Source organism: bacterium (assembly GCA_040755755.1).
GTDB lineage: Bacteria > SZUA-182 > SZUA-182 > DTGQ01 > DTGQ01 > DTGQ01.
Map to the genome: position 1 here is coordinate 1 of JBFLZW010000049.1, position 20247 is coordinate 20247.

General features: G+C 52.8%; 17 protein-coding genes. 16 read left to right on the plus strand and 1 reads right to left on the minus strand.

From position 1 onward, the window contains the following. The first annotated feature begins 294 nt into the window (after positions 1-294). The 7 genes from AB1611_14615 (at position 295) to AB1611_14645 (ending at position 9074) form a co-directional block, all read left to right on the plus strand. Positions 295-615 carry a nucleotidyltransferase domain-containing protein gene (locus AB1611_14615; GenBank protein MEW6380823.1) on the plus strand — a complete coding sequence of 107 codons (321 nt, stop codon included), beginning with the start codon at positions 295-297 and terminating at the stop codon, positions 613-615. A 272-nt stretch (positions 616-887) separates the two neighbouring features. Next, a complete protein-coding gene (locus AB1611_14620) occupies positions 888-1673 on the plus strand; it encodes a dihydropteroate synthase (protein ID MEW6380824.1) in 786 nt (261 codons plus the stop codon). 56 nt (positions 1674-1729) lie between these two features. Continuing rightward, entirely contained in the window at positions 1730-2680 is a 951-nt protein-coding gene (locus tag AB1611_14625) for an acetyl-CoA decarbonylase/synthase complex subunit delta (GenBank protein MEW6380825.1), read from the plus strand. A 38-nt stretch (positions 2681-2718) separates the two neighbouring features. Further along, a complete protein-coding gene (gene acsC, locus AB1611_14630; protein MEW6380826.1) occupies positions 2719-4065 on the plus strand; it encodes an acetyl-CoA decarbonylase/synthase complex subunit gamma in 1347 nt (448 codons plus the stop codon). A 151-nt stretch (positions 4066-4216) separates the two neighbouring features. Then, complete coding sequence (cooS, locus tag AB1611_14635; GenBank protein ID MEW6380827.1) at positions 4217-6160, plus strand: anaerobic carbon-monoxide dehydrogenase catalytic subunit; 1944 nt, start codon at positions 4217-4219, stop codon at positions 6158-6160. 101 nt (positions 6161-6261) lie between these two features. Beyond that, positions 6262-8469 (plus strand): acetyl-CoA decarbonylase/synthase complex subunit alpha/beta, encoded by a 2208-nt coding sequence (acsB, locus tag AB1611_14640; protein ID MEW6380828.1) that lies wholly within the window; start codon positions 6262-6264, stop codon positions 8467-8469. A 155-nt stretch (positions 8470-8624) separates the two neighbouring features. Beyond that, entirely contained in the window at positions 8625-9074 is a 450-nt protein-coding gene (locus AB1611_14645) for a DUF2267 domain-containing protein (GenBank protein ID MEW6380829.1), read from the plus strand. Between the two features lie 149 nt (positions 9075-9223). On the opposite strand, the gene fumC is transcribed toward AB1611_14645, so the two are convergent. Continuing rightward, complete coding sequence (gene fumC, locus AB1611_14650) at positions 9224-10651, minus strand: class II fumarate hydratase (protein ID MEW6380830.1); 1428 nt, start codon at positions 10649-10651, stop codon at positions 9224-9226. Between the two features lie 175 nt (positions 10652-10826). Here fumC and AB1611_14655 point away from each other — a divergent pair, with 175 nt between their 5' ends. The 9 genes from AB1611_14655 to gspD all read left to right on the plus strand — a co-directional run bounded on the left by AB1611_14655 (position 10827) and on the right by gspD (position 20246). Next, positions 10827-11912 (plus strand): DUF362 domain-containing protein, encoded by a 1086-nt coding sequence (locus AB1611_14655; protein ID MEW6380831.1) that lies wholly within the window; start codon positions 10827-10829, stop codon positions 11910-11912. 43 nt (positions 11913-11955) lie between these two features. Continuing rightward, a complete protein-coding gene (locus AB1611_14660) occupies positions 11956-12615 on the plus strand; it encodes a hypothetical protein (GenBank protein ID MEW6380832.1) in 660 nt (219 codons plus the stop codon). A 56-nt stretch (positions 12616-12671) separates the two neighbouring features. Then, positions 12672-13619: a thioredoxin-disulfide reductase gene (gene trxB, locus AB1611_14665; protein ID MEW6380833.1), complete on the plus strand. Its 948-nt coding sequence runs from the start codon at positions 12672-12674 to the stop codon at positions 13617-13619. A gap of 74 nt (positions 13620-13693) precedes the next feature. Then, the gene (locus AB1611_14670) at positions 13694-14701 is read left to right on the plus strand and encodes a polyprenyl synthetase family protein (GenBank protein ID MEW6380834.1); all 1008 of its coding nucleotides are present in this window, start codon (positions 13694-13696) and stop codon (positions 14699-14701) included. A gap of 11 nt (positions 14702-14712) precedes the next feature. After that, positions 14713-15747 (plus strand): FAD:protein FMN transferase, encoded by a 1035-nt coding sequence (locus AB1611_14675; protein ID MEW6380835.1) that lies wholly within the window; start codon positions 14713-14715, stop codon positions 15745-15747. Further along, positions 15748-16149, plus strand: coding sequence for a NusG domain II-containing protein (locus AB1611_14680; GenBank protein ID MEW6380836.1), 402 nt, complete (start codon positions 15748-15750; stop codon positions 16147-16149). It begins immediately after the preceding gene. A 17-nt stretch (positions 16150-16166) separates the two neighbouring features. Next, positions 16167-16700, plus strand: a complete 534-nt coding sequence (locus AB1611_14685) for a Gx transporter family protein (protein MEW6380837.1) — start codon at positions 16167-16169, stop codon at positions 16698-16700. 387 nt (positions 16701-17087) lie between these two features. Next, complete coding sequence (gene gspC, locus AB1611_14690) at positions 17088-18017, plus strand: type II secretion system protein GspC (GenBank protein MEW6380838.1); 930 nt, start codon at positions 17088-17090, stop codon at positions 18015-18017. 39 nt (positions 18018-18056) lie between these two features. Next, entirely contained in the window at positions 18057-20246 is a 2190-nt protein-coding gene (gene gspD, locus AB1611_14695; GenBank protein MEW6380839.1) for a type II secretion system secretin GspD, read from the plus strand. Position 20247 lies beyond the last annotated feature (1 nt).

The window sequence follows — 20247 nt, forward strand, 5'->3', positions numbered from 1 at the left end:
CTTGATATGTTCTTATACTGTCACTCATGATGTACTCCTTTTTAATTTATTTCAATCAGTTAGGGTATATCATGAGTGACTGTTAATGCTTTGTCAACCAAGCTTTAAAAATGTGTCCGGTAGTGAGCAAGTTCTTAAGGAAGCCATACTCTTAGAGGAGTAATTAATGTATTTTATTGCGGGGGAATGGTGTTGTAACACACATTTCGCACCCCTATGCGGTCTTTTGCAGGTATTTTCCGGGTAGTTAATTTAATGAAGCAAGATGGATGAGGATAAAGAGGAAAGAGAGATATGCAACCTGACAGCGCTCCGGTCATCAATCAACTCGTACAAGCTATTGTCGAGGCTGTGCATCCGATCAGGATAATCCTTTTCGGTTCAGCAGCGCGGGGGGAGATGCACCCGGACAGTGATATTGATCTTTTGATAGTGATGCCGGAAGGTGCTTACCGCCGCCGGACTGCCCAGTTTCTCTACCGGCAGATAAAGGGGCTCAAGGTTCCTTTCGACATTTTGGTAGCCACGCCGAGTGACCTGGAGCGACATAAGGATAATATTGGATTAATTTACCGGGAGATCTTACAGGAGGGAAGGGAGGTATATGCCGCCTGAAAGCTGGCTTTCAGGCAGGCCCCGGCCCGATTTTCCGGCCAGACCAGACAATAATCAGCAATCAGGAGTAAGCAACCATAGATGTTCCCCCTGTTCATTTTCTCGATGAGGATGGTGAAAATAACCATCACCCCCACCCAGCCTCCCCCCTCAAGGAGGAGGAGAGTAAGGAAGGCTTTCCCCTCAAGGGGGATAGCAGGGGCTTCCATACAAGAAGGGGAATATCTGAAGCAACCGGTTTCCACCCCCCAACAGAAAGGAGGAAAAGAAGTATGCTGGCTATAGGAGAGAGAATTAATGTCAGAACCAAGCTTTTTTCGGAGGCCTTTAAGGCGAGAAATTTTGAGCCGATCAGGGACATGGCCATCAGGCAGGTCAAGGGAGGTGCCAACATGCTGGATATCAATATTGGCCCGGCCAGAAAAGACGGGCCGGAGCTGATGTCCTGGCTGGTGGAGAATATCCAGAAAGTGGTGGATGTTCCCCTGTGCCTGGATACGAGCAACGCCGAGGCTATCGAGGCAGGGCTTGCGGTCCACAAGGGAAAGGCCATGATCAACTCGACATCGGCTGACCCTGACCGGCTTGCGCTGCTGATGCCTCTGGCTGCCAAGTATAATGCCATGATCATCGGCCTGACCCTGGCTACCGGCGGCCTGCCCCGCGATGCCAACGAGCGGTGTGCTCTGGCTGCCGAAATCATGGCTGCGGGAGCGGAGCATGGTGTGCCCATGGAAGATATTTACCTTGATCCGATCATGGTGCCGATTAACGGTCAGCAGGAGCAGGTAAAGGAGATCCTTGAGGCCATCAAGTTATTCCGGGAGATGAACGATCCGCCGATGAACAGTGTAATCGGGTTGAGCAATGTCTCAAACAGCGCTCCCGAAGCGATGCGCAGCCTGATCAATCATACCTTCCTGACCATGGCCATTACCGTGGGATTGAGCGCGGCCATTGTCGATACGCTGGATCCGGCGATCATTCAGGCCGTAAAGACGACCTCGGTGATTTTGAACCAAAGCCTGTATTGTCACTCATATCTGGAAACCTGCTAACCTGCTAACCGATAGCCGCACCTTCGTATGGTGTGCGGCAGCTTAAGGAGAAGAGTATGGCCTTTACTGTGCCAAAAGAAGTGTACAATGGAAAAATCAATCAAGTGGAAGTTGGGCGGGACCAGCATAAGCTGATTCTGGGAGGAGAAGAGGTTCTTCCTTTTCTCTCTTTTGAAGGCAAGGCTGTTTCGACTGTGCCCCTGGCTCTTGAGGTCCATGATGTGAATCCGGGTGACTGGGCTCCCTCGTTGACAGCGGTTTACGGATCGGCCATGAACGATCCCGTACAGTGGGCCAGGATGTGCCAGGATGAGTTCAAGGCGGATATGATCTGCCTTCGCCTGTCCGGGACGCACCCCGATAACGGCGACCGGTCTGCGGAAGAGGCGGGTAAGGTGGTCCAGGCGGTTCTTGCAGCCGTCAAGGTCCCGCTGATCATTCTGGGAAGCAACCATGCGGAAAAAGATGCGGCCGTGATCAAGCATGTGGCTGAAGTGGCAGCCAATACCGGCTCGATTATCGGCAAAGCCCAGGAGAAGAACTATAAAACCTTTGCGGCCGTGGCTACGGCCTATGGCCATAAACTGGTGGCCCTGTCGGACCTCGATATCAACCTTTCCAAGCAGTTGAATATTCTTCTGACCCAGAGCGGCTTCGACGGAAAGAACATCATTATCGATGCCATGTCAAGCACCCTGGGCTATGGGCTGGAGTATACCTACTCGGTCATGGAGCGAATTCGCCTGTCCGCTTTGCAGCAGAATGACGCCATGATGCAGATGCCCATGATCTGTGATGTTGGCGAGGTGACCTGGAAGATAAAAGAGGCCAAGGCGAGTGAAGAGGATCAGCCTGCCTGGGGGCCAGCCAAACCCAGAGGAGTTCTGTGGGAGACGCTCACTGCGTTGAGCTTCCTGATGGCTGGTGGAAATCTGGTCGTTTTCCGGCATCCTGAGGCCCTGGGGATGGTTCGAAAGACTGTAGCGGAACTGGCAACGGCAGCCTAATGACCTCTCGAGCAAAAATAGAAAGGAGATACGATATCATGGGACTGACTGGTATTCAGATTTTTAAATACCTCCCCAAGACCAACTGCGGGGATTGCAAATTCCCTACCTGTTTAGCTTTTGCCATGAGACTGGCCGCGGCCCAGGTTCGCCTGGATGCCTGCCCCCATGTCTCGGAAGAGAGCAAAAAGATATTAACTGAAGTTTCCGCTCCTCCCATCCGGCTGATTAAACTGGGAGCGGGTGACCGGACGATAGAAATCGGTGATGAAACCGTTTTGTTCCGGCATGAGAAGAAATTCAATCATCCTTCCGCTCTGGCCCTGGCCATTGCCGATAATCTCTCCGATCAGGAGATCGAGAGCAAGGTTCAGGAAGTCAATAATTCGGTCATGGAGCGGGTCGGACAGCAACTGCGGGTGGATTTGATCTGCCTTCAGGATAAATCGGGTGATGCCGGACGGTTTGCCCAGGTGGCCAAAAAGGTTGCCGGATCATCCACGGCAGGGCTGATCCTGCATTCCCTGAAGCCGGAGATCATCAAGGCGGGCCTGACCGAAACCGTAACCCGCAATCCCCTGATTTATGCGGCTACGGAAGAAAATCAGAGCCAGATGGCTGCCCTGGCCAAAGAGTATAGAGTACCTCTGGCCGTATTCAGTGACAAGGGCCTTGAGGCATTATCCAGCCTGGCGGAAAAAGTAGCTGCGGCAGGGGTAGAGGACCTGGTCCTTGATTCCGGGGCCAGAAGCTCCGGCAGGATGCTTTCCGACCTTACGCAGATCCGGCGCGCTGCGGCCAAGAAGAAATTCAAACCCCTCGGCTATCCCACGATCGTTTTCCCCGGCGAGGGAGGGGGCGACGCGCTGATGGAAGCGGCCAGAGCAGGTATCGGCATCATGAAGTACGCTTCCCTGATCGTTCTGAACAGCATCGGAAAAGAATCGCTTTTGCCCCTTTATACCCTGCGGCAGAATATTTTCACCGATCCGCAGCAGCCGATGCAGGTTGGCGAGAACCTCTACAAGGTGGGCGAGCCGACCGAAACCTCTCCTCTGCTCATTACGACCAATTTCTCCCTGACATATTTTATTGTTCTGGGTGAGATCGAAAACAGCAAGGTACCTTCATGGCTCCTGGTTGCCGATTCTGAAGGTCTGTCAGTATTGACTGCCTGGGCCGCGGACAAGTTCAATGCTCCCAAAATCGCCAAGCTGGTGAAAAAACAGAACGTCGAGGACAGGATCAAGCACCGCAACCTCATTATTCCCGGCTATGTCTCCGTTCTCTCCGGCGAGATAGAAGAGGAACTCCCTGGATGGAAAGTGCTGGTCGGCCCGCGGGAAGCGGCCAATATTCCCAAGTACCTTCGGGATATGGCTTAAAAAGAGGAGACAGGAGTCAGAAGTCAGAAGTCAGGAGAAAAACTGATGACTTTTTTTGGCAGCTACCCCAGCAATTGTTACCCCAGGGTAAATTTTTAGGCAGGAAATACGAACTACTCCAGACCTTTTTCAGCGGCATAAGGAGAGTATAATGGATCAAAAAGAGTTTTCATCATGTAAAGCCTGTAATGATATTTTCGAAGTAATAGTGGAGGACAGGAATCTTACCGCCTTTCACCGGGCGGAGGATTTAAAGCCCTGCCCCTTTGGAAGTCAGGGACTGTGCTGCAAAAATTGTGCTATGGGACCATGCCGGCTGAGTACCAAAGAGGGTGGAACCAAACGAGGAGTTTGCGGGGCCACGGCAGCTACCATTGCTGCCCGGAATTTTGCCCGGATGATTGCCGCAGGTGCTGCCGCCCACTCTGATCATGGCCGTGATATCATCAAGACCTTCTCGATGGTGGCTGAGGGAAAAGCCGAAGGATCGGGGTACGAGATCAAGGACGTCAAGAAGCTGATTGCCGTGGCCCAGGATTTTGGTATCGTGACCGAAGGAAGAAGCACCCAGGAGATCGCCAGGGAACTGGCTCCCATTCTCTCTGCGGAATTCGGCAAGCAGGAAGGAGAATTGCAGTTCATTCAGCGGGCGCCGGAGAAGCGGCAGAAACTGTGGAGGGATCTTGGCGTTGTTCCCCGCGGCGTTGACCGTGAGGTAGTCGAGATGATGCACCGCACTCACATGGGCGTTGATCAGGATGCGGAAAATATCCTGATGCACGGCACCAGGGCCGCTCTGGCAGACGGGTGGGGCGGTTCCATGCTGGCCACCGAAGTGCAGGATATCCTGTTCGGGACTCCCATTCCCTTACGGGGAAAGGTAAACCTGGGGGTCCTGAAGAAGGATCAGGTCAACATCATTGTTCATGGTCATGATCCGCTGCTTTCGGAAATGCTGGTTGTGGCTGCCCAGGATCCGGAAATGATCGGCCGGGCCAGGGCCAGGGGAGCAGCCGGAATCAATCTGGCCGGAATCTGCTGTACGGCCAATGAAATATTGCTGCGGCATGGCATTCCGGTGGCAGGAAATTTCCTGCAGCAGGAGATGGCCATATTGACTGGCCTGGTCGATGCTATGGTTGTGGATGTGCAGTGCATCATGCAGTCTCTGGCTGATCTTGTGCCGTGCTATCATACCGAGCTTATTACCACCTCCGAGAAAGCCAGAATACCGGGCGCTACCCACCTGCAGTTTGAAGAGCATCATGCCCTGAATATAGCGAAAGAGATCGTTGGCCGGGGCATTGAAAACTTTACCCGGCGAAATCCCGACAAGATCGTTCTTCCCAAAGAGGAAATGGACCTTGTAGCAGGTTTCAGCCATGAAACCATTAACTATATGCTGGGTGGAACATTCCGGGGCTCCTACCGGCCACTGAACGATAACATCATGAATGGCCGTATCCTGGGTGTAGCCGGTGTGGTTGGCTGCAACAATCCGCGGGTGAAGCATGATTATGTCACCAACACCCTGGTAAAGGAATTGATTAAAAATAATGTTCTGGTGGTCCAGACCGGATGTGCGGCTATTTCCTGCGCCAAGGAGGGGTTATTGACTCCTGAAGCGGCCAGACTGGCCGGACCGGGCCTGGCTGAGGTGTGTGAAACCGTGGGTATGCCGCCGGTGCTGCACTGCGGCTCATGCGTGGATAACAGCCGCCTGCTGATGGCAGCTACGGCCATGGTCAAAGAAGGCGGTCTTGGCGATGATATCAGCGACCTGCCTCTGGCCGGATGTGCGCCTGAGTGGATGAGCGAGAAAGCGATTGCCATCGGACAGTACTTTGTAGGTTCCGGAGTCTTTACCGTGTTTGGGGCTACCTTCCCCATCATGGGCTGTGAGGAAATGAAAGACCTCCTGTTCCAGAAGTTCGAAAAGATCACCAAGGGAAAATGGGCTTTCGAGCCTGATCCGATCAAGATGGCTCACCTGATGATCGATCACATCAAGGCCAAACGTGCGGCCCTGGGGATCGAGAAAAAGCAGGAGCGCGTCCTGTACGATATGGCCATGCGAAGGGCCCTTGAGGTCTAAAGAGGAAATTGTTCGCCTCACCGTTTGACTGAGCGTGAATGTACTACTGAAAGAACTGAACAAGCCATCTAATGATGAGAAACGAATAAAAGGGGTAAACGATGTCAAAAATAATCGCCTCTGCTGCCATTCGTGGAGCATATAAAATTGTCGGACAGGCTGAGACCGCTCTGGCTGATGCCCTGGCCCAGTATGGTCCGGATCAGGTAATTGAATTTCCCAATACCGGCTATTATCTGCCGGTCATCTATGGTATGTCGGGCATGAAGGCCCAGCGGTTGGGTGATCTTACGCCGATTATGAACCGGGCAAAATCCCTGCTGCCTCCAAATCCTGCGGACAAGGTCTGGCTCCCCTATCTGGGGCATGCTTTGGATGCCGGTATGGCTACCCTGTTTGCTGATGAGGTTATTGAAATTATCAAGTATCTGCAGGCTCCCGTGCCGTATTCCGTAACCGAGAATTGTCCGGAGGATGGTAATTTCTGGCTGGGTGCGGCTGATGATGTCATCATGCGAAAGCGCGGCATCGAGTTTGTCGATGGCACCGCACCGGGATTTGCCGCCTGCGTGGGGGCCTGCCCGACCAATGAAATCGCGGTTAAGATCGCCCGCGAGCTTCAGGAGAAAAACCTCTATGTTTTTATGTCTGCTGACACTCATGGCCGGAGCATGGCCGAGCAGTTGAGGGAAGAGGGTGTGCAGATGGGCTGGGAGACGCGCCTTGTTCCCTTCGGCAAGGATATAACCGCTACCGTCTTTGCTCTGGGATTTGCCACCCGGGCCGCCATGTCCTTTGGCGGGGTGAAGCCGGGAGATTACAGCAGGATTTTGAAATACAACAAGAACCGGATATTCGCTTTTGTTCTGGCCCTGGGTGAGGTTGATGACGAAAAATATGCCCAGGCTGCCGGAGCCATCAACTATGGGTTCCCGGTCATTGCCGATACCGGTATCCCGCAGATTCTGCCTACCGGAATCTGCACCTATGAACATGTAGTGTCAAATATTCCTCACGACAAGATCGTGGGTAAGGCCGTCGAGGTGCGGGGTCTGAAAGTGGCCGTGCACAAGGTTCCGGTGCCGGTTGCCTATGGCCCGGCCTTTGAAGGTGAGCGGGTGCGCAAAGAGGATACCTACGTCGAGATGGGCGGCACCAAGACACCGGCTTTCGAGTTTGCAACCATGAGGGAAATGAACGAAATCGAGGATGGCAAGATCACGGTCATCGGACCTGAAATCGATGATGTGGAACCCGAATCCCGCCTGCCGCTGGGCATTGTGGTTGAAGTGGCTGGCCGGGAATTTCAGTCTGATTTTGAGTCCATCCTGGAGCGTCAGATTCACCGCTACCTGAATGAAGCTCAAGGGGTGTTCCATATGGGCCAGCGCGACATCAACTGGATCCGTATCAGCAAGGAAGCCAAACAAAAAGGGTTCAAGCTGCACCACCTGGGTGACATTATCCATGCCAAGCTGCATGCCGATTATTCGGCCATTCTCGACAAGGTCCAGGTCACCCTCTACACCAGAGAGGAAGATGTGGTGGCCCAGCGTGAGATCGCCCGCAAGGCGTATCATTTCCGCGATGAGAGAATCGGCTCTTTGACCGACGAGAGCGTCGATACCTACTATTCCTGCACCCTGTGCCAGTCCTTTGCTCCCAACCATATCTGCGTGATCACTCCGGAGCGAAGCGGTCTGTGCGGAGCCTATAACTGGCTGGACGGCAAGGCCGCCTACCAGATCGACCCCACGGGGCCTAACCGCCCGATCGCCAAGGGAGATGTGCTGGACGGCGGCAAGGGACAATGGAGCGGAGTGAATGATTTCATTTTCCAGGGCTCCCGGCAGAGTATCGAGCGGTTCAACGCCTACAGCATCATGGAAGACCCCATGACCTCGTGCGGCTGCTTCGAGTGCATCTCCGGCGTTCTGCCGATGGCCAATGCCATTATGACCGTCAACCGCGAGTTTGCAGGCATGACCCCGTCCGGGATGAAATTCTCGACCCTGGCTGGAACCGTTGGCGGCGGGTTGCAGACTCCGGGCTTTACCGGGCACAGCAAGCACTACATCGGCAGTGCCAAGTTCATTTCCGCTGAAGGGGGGCTTTTACGGGTCGCCTGGATGCCTAAAGCCCTGAAAGAGGAGCTTCGGCCCATGATCGAGAAACGGGGAAAGGCACTTGGTGTAGAGAATTTGTACGATTTGATTGCCGATGAAGAAGTAGCTACCACGGAAGAGGAAGTGGTTGAGTTCATGTCCAGGGTGAATCACCCGGCTTTAAACCTGCCACCGCTGTTTTAGGGTGATAGAGTAGGGCAGGAACCAGGTCTTTAGGGGCTGAAGTACTGAGGCTGTTGTGATGCAGGCCAGGTACTTCAGCCCTTTGTCTTTGCTGAGTCCGATGAAAAATACCTTGAAGGATAAGCATTTAAGGCATATAATGGACTATGGAGGTGATGATTATGGGCACCATGACAGGACTTGATGTTTTTGACACCACGGTCCATAAATCGAACGCCTGGCTCAAGGATGTTATGGAAGAACTCGGCTGGCATGATCGGCATAAAGCCTATCTTGCGTTGAGGTCAACGCTGCACGCTTTGCGCGACCGGCTCCTTCCCGATGAATCGGTAGAGTTTGCAGCGCAGCTGCCGATGTTGATCCGCGGCCTCTATTATGAGGGCTGGCAGCCAACTAAGACGCCGAATAAAAAGCGGCACAAGGAGGAATTTCTGGCCAGCATTCTCGGCTATTTTGAGACCGATCCCGACGTGGACCCCGAAGAAGTTGCCCGGGCTGTTTTCAGGGTACTCACCAAGCGGATATCCAGTGGTGAAATTCAGGATATTAAACATCTTTTCCCGGCAGAATTGCGTGAATTGTGGTCCGGACCGGTGTACGCCTGAGTTCCCGGAAAGTTGCATATGGCTCAGTGTGCACGTGTCTCAGTGTCTATCCGAAAAGTTCTGGGAAACATTATCAATTCTGGCGGCATCCCGACTTTTCGGATAGACACTCAGGAAAATAAGTGAAGGGATGTTCAAAAAACCTAATATCAATCCTGCTCATCCTTCCTGCTCTCCTCCCGGGACATCCCCTCCTCCCCTGTCATCCTGGCAGACTGCATCAGCCGGTCGAATTCCTCCTCAGTAAGAAATCCCAGCTTCAGGGCTGCCTTTTTCAGGGTGATATTCTCCTGGTATGCTTTTTTAGCGATCATGGCAGCCCGGTCGTAGCCGATGGTGGTGTTGAGGGCTGTAACCAGCATGAGGGAGTTTTCCACATGGGCTTTGATCCGGTCATGGTTTGGTCTGATGCCTGCTACACACTTTTGGGTGAACGAGGTCGAGGCATCGGCCAGGAGCCGGATGGACTGGAGAAGGTTGTAGATCATGACCGGCTTATAGACATTGAGCTCGAAGTTGCCGGATGCTCCGGCCAGGTTGATGGTGACATCGTTGCCGATCACCTGGCAGGCGACCATGGTCATGGCCTCGCATTGGGTGGGGTTGACCTTGCCGGGCATGATGGAGCTTCCCGGCTCATTTTCCGGCAGGCTGATTTCACCCAGGCCGCATCGCGGACCGCTGGCCAGCCAGCGGATATCGTTGGCGATCTTCATCAGGCTGCAGGCCACGGTTTTCAGTGCTCCGCTGGACTCCACCACAGCATCGTTGGCTGCCAGGGCTTCGAACTTGTTTTCCGCGCTGACAAAGGGCAGGCCGGTCAGGTGCGAGATCTCCCTGGCCACTTCCCCGGCATATCCTGGCGGGGCATTGAGCCCGGTTCCGACAGCGGTCCCGCCAAGGGCAAGTTCCGAAAGATGCGGGAGCGTGTGGCGGATGGCCCTTATTCCATGCTCCAGTTGAGAAACATATCCTGAGAATTCCTGGCCCAGAGTCAGGGGGACGGCATCCTGCAAATGGGTCCGTCCGATCTTGACAATGCCGGAAAATTCCGCTGATTTTTCCTGAAGCGCCTGCTTCAGGTTCATCAGGGCAGGCAGCAGGCGGTGAGTGATCTGCTCGCAGGCTGCAATGTGCATGGCTGTTGGAAAAGCGTCATTGGAAGACTGGGATTTATTGACATGATCATTGGGGTGAACAGGGGATTTGCTGCCAGGCACACCGCCCAGGATTTCGATGCTGCGGTTGGCGATGACTTCATTGGCATTCATGTTGGTCTGGGTGCCGCTGCCGGTCTGCCAGACCCGCAGAGGAAAATGCTCATCGAGATTCCCGGCGATTACCTCATCGGCAGCCTGCTCAATTGCCCCGGCAATTCTCTGATCCAATACTCCCAGCCGGGCGTTCACTCTGGCTGCGGCTTTTTTCAGGATGCCGAGTGCCCGGATAAACTCTCTGGGGAAGCGCTCCTGGCCGATTTTGAAATTATCCAGCGATCTTTGGGTCTGGGCACCATAGTAGCGGTCTTCCGGAACCTCGACCTCGCCCATAGTATCTTTTTCCCTGCGGTTTGGCATGGTTTTTCCCTCCCTGTGGAATGCTCACGTCCTGACATTGCTCTGACTCACCCCTAACTATATCACAAGGTGGCCACAGGTTTGTAGGGATTTCAAATAAATTTCCTTTACGAAAAGCTGTTTTGCGGTTAGAATAAAGGATAAACGCAACTATTCGCAGGGAGGATTTTACTCGATGCGTTCCCAGGTAACCGTTATCAAGACAAAACCGGACTCAGTTCTTGACGATATCCAGAAATTGTGCACTCTGGCCGGGCTGGAGAAGGCTCTTTCCGCATCCTCGGTAACTATTCTCAAGGACAATATCTCCTGGCATTATCCGTACTTAAGTGCCAATACCACCCCCTGGCAGCTCGAAGGGGTGGTTCTGGCTTTGAAAAAGGCTGGTTTCAGCAAGCTGGTGGCTGTCCACAACAACACCGTGGTCACCGATCCGGTGAAAGGCGGGAGGCTGAACAAACTGGAGCCGATTTACCGCCAATATCGGATCCCTGAACGGTACAATTTCAATCCGCAGCATGTCAACTGGATCACCTATCAGCCAAAGGCCAGAATGCATGCCTTGAATCAGATATATCCGGAAGGAATCAGGATTCCGGAATATTTCATCGACAAAAACGTCCTTCACCTGCCAACCGTAAAATGCCACATTTATACAACCACCACCGGAGCCATGAAGAACGCCTTCGGAGGGCTGCTGAACACCCGGCGTCACTATACGCACAGCCTTATTCATGAAACACTGGTTGATCTTCTGGCCATCCAGAAGGAAATCCATTCCGGCATATTTTGCGTTATGGATGGAACCCTCTGCGGCTGCGGGCCGGGTCCCCGGACCATGATTCCGGTTGAAAAGGATTATATGCTGGCCAGCGCGGACAGTGTGGCCATTGATGCGGTAGCCGCCAAAATGATGGGGTTTGACCCGATGAAAATCAAGTACATCCGCCTGGCTCACGAAGCGGGACTGGGAGTCGGTGATCCGAGAGAGATCGAAATCCAGGGAGAGGATATCAGCAGGGTCAATTTCCGGTTTTGGGTAGGAGACAATTTTGCCAGCCGGATCGGCGATCTGCTCTGGTTCAGCCCGCTGAAAAAGTATCAAAAGTTTTTCTTCCATACGCCGCTGGTTTATCTTTTCGTGTTTGGTTCCAGTTTCTACCATGATATGATCTGGTGGCCTCTGGCAGGCAGGCAAGTCCAAAAGACCATAGAATTAAATACCAAGTGGGGGGAGTTTTTCCATAAATATGGAAGGTGATGGTCGCCTGATGCACCATCACCACCACAGAAGGAGATCCGACATGAATAACAAATCATTCAAGACATGGCTGGTATTAATCCTTTCCCTGCCCATCATCCTGCCGGGCATCTTCCCCGGACGGAGCTTTGGCGGCATGGTGCCTTATGACCCGGCTACTTTGACCACGATCGAAGGAAAGATTACCGGCATCTATACCGTAGATAACCGGGCAACCTCGGAGCTTGGGTTTCACCTGCGGGTGGCGACAGCTTCCGGAGAGTACATCGTTCATGTATCACCCCAGTGGTATGCGGATAAGCAGAACTTTCAGTTTATGACCGGTGAGCTGTTGACGGTCACCGGTTCTGCCTTTACGCGGGATCAGCAAAAGAATATCTATGCGGCCACGATTATCCGTCAATTTTCATCTCTTCCCAAAGAGCAGCAGGTTCTTCTTGCCTCGGAAATTCTTTCTCCCTCGGCTGATACTCAAACCCTCGCCCAAAAGTATGCCATTGCCGCTGATGAGGTGGAGCGCCTCAAGACCAGAGTAAAACAGTACCTTGACCGTGCCCTCTTCCCTGAGCCGATTCAACTGAGGGATCCCAAAACCGGCGATGGCCTGTGGGGAGGACGGTTCTATGAGCAGAATATGCCGCTGATCCGGCAGCAGAGACAGCGGGAAATGCGGAAGATGATCCAGGAGAGAAAACAGCGGTAGCAGTAAGGGTATGACCATCATACCTGATTGTAAAGAAACTTGAAGGAGATTTACTGATGTCTATGTATGATACCGTCATCATCGGAGGAGGGCCGGCAGGATTGAGCGCTGGTCTCTATGCTGCCAGAGCTGGCCTGCGGTCCCTGCTCCTGGAAAAGAGCCTCCTGGGGGGGCAGGCTATAACTACCGACCTGGTCGAGAATTATCCAGGGTTTCCGGAGCCGATCAGCGGCCTGCAAATTATCCAGAATATGGAGGAACAGGCGCGAAAGCATGACCTGGCTATCGAGGTCCGGGGGGTCAGGTCTCTGGAGCGCAACCAGAAAGAATTTTATATTTATCTTGAAGATGGGCCGGGAAATGGGTCGGAATCCAGCAATGCGCTCGTCGCACGCACGATTATCGTGGCCACCGGCACCTCCCCCATTCACCTGAATGTTCCCGGCGAAGCGGAATTCACCGGACGGGGTGTCTCGTACTGCGCTACCTGCGACGGGCCGCTCTTCCGGGAGCGGGAGATCATGGTCGTTGGCGGGGGAAATTCTGCCCTGGAGGAAGCGCTTTTTCTGGCCAAATTCGCCAGGAAAGTTACCATCGTCCACCGCCGCAGCGCTCTTCGGGCAGACAAGATACTTCAGGACCGGGCTTTTCAACATCCCAAGATACATTTTTTGTGGAACTCGGTAATCCAGGAGATCAGGGGAGATTCACAGGTCCGTGAAATCAGCCTGCAAAATCTTGCTGATCAGGCACTGACCACCCAGCCGGCCGATGGCCTGTTTATTTATGTAGGTACAAAGCCCAATACCGGCTGGCTGCCTCCGGCAGTCAAACTGGATCCCCAGGGGTTTATCATTACCGATGAAAGGCTTTCCACCAGCCTTGGCGGTCTTTTTGCAGCCGGTGACTGTCGCCGGAAACCGCTGCGGCAGATCGTTACCGCTGCCAGTGACGGGGCTCTGGCCGGAATGATGGCCTATCACTACCTCCAGGAAAACACTTGACAAAGTTTGAGCAAATACGATATATTGATCTGGTATTAATTGGCCATTAACCTAATAAAAACAAAAGGTTTGTCATGCTACCATCGGTTATTTCCTCTCTGATCGGTGAGGACCTCACCAAAGTTGATCTGCATCTGAAAAGCCTGCTCGAATCGGATAACTCCCTGATATCGCAAATCGGAAATTACATCTGTCAAAGCGGGGGCAAGAGAGTGCGGCCCATTCTCCTGCTGTTGAGCGCTCGGATGGCAGGCTGCCAGAATCCGCAGGCCGGAGACGGCTATCGGGGCCAGCGTGAGCGGGCCATTCATCTGGCCAGTATTATCGAGTTTATCCACGCGGCAACCCTGCTGCATGATGATGTTATTGATAATGCCAACCTGCGAAGGGGCAACCCTTCAGCCAATCAAAAGTGGGGGAACCAGCTTCCCGTTCTGGTCGGAGATTACCTGTACGCCACTTCCTTCTACCTGCTGGTCAAGGATAGAGACACCAGAATCATGGAAGCAGTGTCCAGTGCCACAGCCACGGTGACAGACGGTGAGATTCTCCAGTTGCAGAAAACCGGAGACCTCGGCATCAGGGAGGAAGAATACATCGAGATCATTGCCAAAAAAACTTCCTGCCTGATGGCTGCCAGTTGCCGGATCGGCGCTCTTCTGGGAGGCGTCAGCGAGGAGCAGGTGGAAGCTCTCCATGCATATGGAACGGATGTCGGCATTGCCTTTCAACTGGTGGATGATCTTTTGGATTATGTTTCGCATACGGAAACGATCGGCAAGCCGGTCAACAATGATCTGCAGGGAGGAAACTGCACGCTGCCCCTGATCCGGACCCTGCAGGTAGCCTCTTCGAAGGAGATTGACCGCATCCGACAGGTTCTTTCCCAGCCGGTGTATTCCCCGGAGGATGTAGCCTGGATTGTCAGCCTGATTAAAACCTATGGAGCAGATAAATTTACCCTGGATCGGGCAGCCTGGTATGTCCGGCAGGCCAAGGAGCGGCTGGCTGTATTTGCAGACTCCGCTTACCGGCAGGCACTCCTGGATTTTTCAGACTATATCGTCCAGCGGGATTTCTGATTGTCCATACCGTGAAAAAATTATATCTCACCGTTATTTCAGCAGGTCTGGCCCTGGCTTTGGCCTTGTCACTGGTTGTATGGCTCATTCCCTCCTGTGGTCCTCTGTCTTCCTCATCCAGCCGGATATTTCAGAAAGACCGGTTCCTGATGGGCACCCTGGTTACGATCACCGTGGTGTCGAACCGCAAAGATCAGGCTATGGCTGCTATGGACCGGGCCTTTCAGGTCATGCAGGATATCGAGAATCAGGCCAGTAAAAGGATCCCCGGCAGCCTGACCAGCAGGATCAATCAGGCTGCGGGCCGCAGTGATATCCCTGTTACCCCGGATTATCTGGAAATGATCAAAAGATCTATCGAATATTCAAAGCTGACCCAGGGGGCTTTCGATATCACGGTCGGTGCCGTTACCGAGCTCTATCACTTTGAGGATGGCCAGGGAGTGCTCCCTGACCCCGAGGCCATACGGCAAAAACTGCCGCTGGTCGGTTATCGGAACATTCGCCTCGATGAAGAGCGCCGGACCGTGGGGCTTGCCAAAGCGGGAGCCATGATTGACCTGGGAGGTGTCGCCAAAGGGTTTGCGGTCAACAAAGCCGTAAAGTCACTCCGGGAGGATGGAATCACGGCCGGCATTGTCAATGCGGGCGGTGACATCCGGCTGTTTGGCTGCAAACCCGGACATAAGCTGTGGAACATTGGGATCCAGCATCCCCGGCAATCCGACAAAGTCATCGCTTCGCTGGAGATCACCGATAAATCCATAGTCACGTCAGGTGATTATGAGCGGTTTTTTATCCAGGATACTATCCGCTATCACCATATTCTGGATCCCCAAACCGGTCAGTCTGCCAGAGGGTGTCAAAGCGTGACCATTGTCTCGGAGACTGCCACCGATGCCATGAGTACCGGGATTTTTGTCCTTGGCCCGGAAAAGGGAATGGCTTTGATCGAAAGCCTGCCGGATATCGAAGGCGTGATTATCGACCGGGAAGGCAAGGCACTGGTCTCCTCCGGTCTGCGGTCAAAGCTCGTTTGGAGGTAGATGGCCATTAGGGTTTTAGGCGCTTTGACCTGGGGAGACAAGATACTGATTCTCCTCCTGATTCTGATCAATCTTGGCTCGCTCTTTCTGCTGACCGGCAGGGGAAAGAGCAGCCGGGTGACCATCCAGGCAGGCCAGAAAGTTATCGGCATCTATGACCTTGACTCTTCTCCCCGGAGAGTGGTTCCGGTCCCAGGTCCCCTGGGCTCTTCGGAGGTCGAGATCCGGGAAGGAAAGGTGAGGATGCTCTCATCGCCCTGCCCCAACCAGGTCTGCACCAGGGCTGGCTGGATCGACCATCAGGGGCAGATCATCTGCTGTGTGCCCAACCAGGTCCTGATCCGGATTTCGGGCGATAAGGCAAACGATCCATCCCTTCACCTGGATGGTGTCGCCCGATAGGGGAGAGAGGGAGAGTGATGGATAGATCGCAGCGTCGGAAGAAAATCAACCGCACCGTATTCCTTTCCCTGCTGTCGAGCATGGCCGTCATCTTTTTCATTGTCGAATCGGCCATTCCCAACCCTGTGCCCTGGCTGAGGCTGGGACTGGCCAATATCGTCATTATGGCGGTCATTGTTCTCTATGGGGTGAAGGATGGACTGTTGGTGTCATTCCTGCGGGCTATAGTTGGATCTTTACTTATCGGCACCTTCCTGGGGCCGAGTTTCTGGCTCAGCATATCGGGGGGGCTTGTCAGCACTCTGGCCATGAGCCTGATGTACCGTTTTTTTTACCCCTTTTTCAGCCTGGTGGGCATCAGTATTATCGGTGCTTATGCCCACAGTCTGACCCAGATGGTGTTAGTCTTTTTCTTTCTTATTCAGCGCAGGGAAATTTTTTACCTCCTGCCCGTTATCCTCTTGAGCTCCCTCATCACCGGATTCATTAACGGCCTGGCTGCCACCTTCCTGGTGGAGCACCTGCAGAAGGTGCTGCCTGAAACCGGGTGAGCGGCTGGCAGGCACGACCATTCCTGAACAGGAATAATCCTCCGGGTTTTTGCAAGGTTGCGAAATCCAAGGACCTTCTTCAACAAATCTTACACCCTATGACACAAAATGCTTTATTAGGTCATTGGAGTAATGACCCGCTTTATCAACTAACTCATCATTCCTGATCTCAGATCCAGGCCGAATATCCAAAAAAGAATCAAGAAGCAAGTTGACAGATTTGCTCAATACCTGTAATATTGACCAGAAATCCAACTAAGATCTCGATAATACCGTTAAGGTCTCGGTAGCACCGTATGGGTATTCAACTATGTCATTCAACGCTTCTCTTCAGGGATTTTTGAGGGCTTCACCAAATAGGTATTCTCAAGGATAATATTTTTTTTTATGATTAAAAGATTATTCTGGTTTCTGGCTGTTTTATTTGTGACTGCCGATTCCTTTCTGGCCGCGGATCTTTTAATGTCCAAGATCAGTACCCAATGGGAGGATATGACCAGTCTTGAGGTTGCATTCGGCAATCAGCCCAAATCGCGGCCTGCCGGTATCAGGTATTCGGATTATATGGTAATTACCAAGCGGAACCTTTTCAAGACAGCCGACCTGAAAAAACAGGAAGAGGCAGCCAGATCACAGGAACCAAAACCGCAGGAAGTCAAATCTCTGGCTCCGTTGAAGTTGAAACTGCTGGGAACGATTGTCGGGAGCATCCCCGATCCCCGGGCTATCATTTTGGACCTCAACACCCAAAAGCAGGATATGTATCGAGAGGGTGAGATGGTTACCGAAGCCACCATCGTCAAGATATTCCGCAACAAGGTCGTGCTCAATCATGGGGGAAATGAGGAGATACTCCTGGCCTTTGAGTCTGAAGGTTCCCCTTCCGGTCGGGGGAATAAGCCACCTGACCATGCAAAGCAGGTTGAGCAGCCGGGTAGTGCTCCCCTGGCCCGCTTCGATTTAGGCCGTCTGGGCAGACGGGTATCCCAAAACCGGTGGGAGCTTGATCGGAGTGAGGTTGACCGGGCCGTGGAGAATGCCAGTCAACTCTTGACTCAGATCCGGATTGTCCCCCATTTTGACAAAGGGCAGCTCAATACCCCTGACGGGTTCCAGATTGCCAATGTAAAGCAGGGAGGATTTTTTGATAAACTGGGCATTATGCCGGGAGACATTGTCAAAGAAGTCAACGGAGAGGCGGTTAACAGCCCGGAAAAAGCCTATGCTGCTTACCTGAAGTTTAAAAATGAACCCAATATCAAAGTTGTGATCGAAAGGCAGAATCAGCTCCAAACACTGACCTATGATATTCCATAGCATAGCAGTGGGCGATGCCTTGCAGGAGGAAGGTAATCGGTGATAACAATCAAAAAGGTCCCGAAGTGGTTCTTATGCGTGCTCTTTCTTGTAACTGTCTTGAGGGTGGCATACGGCTGGACGCAGGAGGTCCCTCCTTTACCGGGCGGGGCTGCGAAAAACTTTCTGGCGGATAAAGGTTCCTCGAAAAAAGTGTCTATGGATTTCGATAATGTCGATATCCGGCTGGTCATCAAGTTCATGAGTGAGCTTACAGGAAAGAATTTTATCCTGGATGACCGGGTAAAGGGAAAGGTAACGGTACTTTCCCCCACCCAAATACCGGTTAAGGATGCTTACCGGATTTTCGAATCGATCATGGAAGTCAATGGATATACTACGGTCACTTCGGGGAATGTTGTCAAAGTCGTTCCTGACAGCACCGCTGCCAGCAAGAACCTGGAAACCGTTACCGGAGAATCGTCCGATATCGGGCAGGAGAGCAGCGATGCCATGGTCACTCAGCTCATCCCCCTTGAGTATGCCGATGCCGAACGGGTCAAGGCCATACTGCAACCCCTGATTTCCCGGGAAAGCAAAATCCTGAGCTATCTTCCCACCAACACGCTGATCCTGACCGAACGGGCTTCGAACATCAATCGGCTCATGGCTATCCTGAAAGAGATTGATGTTGAAACGGAAGATTCCATTATTTCAGTTATTCCCATTCAGCATGGGGATGTCGATAACCTCACCAAGCAGTTACAGACCCTGTTCGGAGAGCGGGCAAACACCTATCATAAAAGCCAAAAATCCCACTCAGGCCAGGGGAGTGCGCTGAAAATCCTCCCCGACAGCCGGACCGGTAACATCATTGTCCTGTCCGATCCGGAACAGCTTGAAGAGATCAAGGAATTACTCAAGCAGCTCGATGTTCCGGTTCCCAGGGATAAGGATGACATCCATGTCTATTTTCTCAAAAACTCCAAAGCCGACGATATGGCCAAGGTCCTGGCCCAGATCATGTCAAAAACCATGACTACCAAGGGAGCAAAGGACAGCAAGCCGGATACTCCGCTTACCGTCGTGGCTGACAAGGCCACCAATTCCCTGATTATTACCGCCTCTTCCGTGGATTACAGCGTTATTGAGCGGGTACTGCAAAAGCTTGACATCATGCGGCCTCAGGTACTGGTTGAGGCCCTGATCGCCGAAGTAAGCTACGACAAGTCACGGGAGCTCGGCGTGGAGTGGCGGGCCATGCGTGAGCCTTCAGGGCATGACAGCATACTTCCCCTGGCGGGAACGAGCTTTGGTAAAATCAATGAAGTAATAGCCAACCCCATGGCTCCGCCCGGAGGCATGTTTATCGGCCTGACCAAGGGGTACATTAATATGGGGGGACTTTCCTTCCCCAATCTGGCGGCACTGGTTGCAGCTTACCAGACCGACAACGACGTGAATATCCTCTCCACGCCCCACATCCTGACCACCGACAACGAGGAGGCGGAAATCATTGTCGGCCAGGAAGTCCCTTTTGCCGGAGCCAGAGAGGTATTGAGCAACAACGCCAGCAATTCCATCTACTCGATTAATTATAAGAATGTCGGCCTTACCCTGCGCATCACTCCCCACATTAATCAGGATGATTATGTCAAGCTGGAGATCTATCAGGAAATCAAGCAGATAGCTTCAACTACCATCAGTCAGGCCGGTCCAACTCCGACGACAACTATCCGCCAGGCCAAAACTTCCGTGGTAGTGAAAGATGGTCAAACCGTAGTCCTTGGCGGGTTGATCCAGGATGATAAGTTCGATAATTCCCAGCGGGTTCCCTGTCTGGGGTCCATTCCTATCATTGGCCTGGCCTTTAAGTCCATGAACAAGCGAAACCAGAAAAGGAACCTTCAGATATTTATCACCCCGCATATCATCAAGGAACCGGAAGATATCGATGTCTTTACGAGCGGGATGAAGAATCAACTGCGAAGTCAGGAAGGAAAAACGGAGGTCAGCAGTCCGCAAGAGCCGCAGGAAACCAGAGGATCCAAGCAGCCCCAGCAAAAAACCATCAATCGAAAACAGCGGCACAAGAAGAAAGACATCAAGCAGCACCAGACTATTCAAGATCAAGAGCAGCAGGAAAAGGCGAAAGATCAACAGCCGAAGGCAAAAGCCACAGACCCGGTGCCACAGCCGGAAAATGCCGGCCAGGGGCAGCAGGAAAAAATTCAGGGAGCAGTCAAATAAC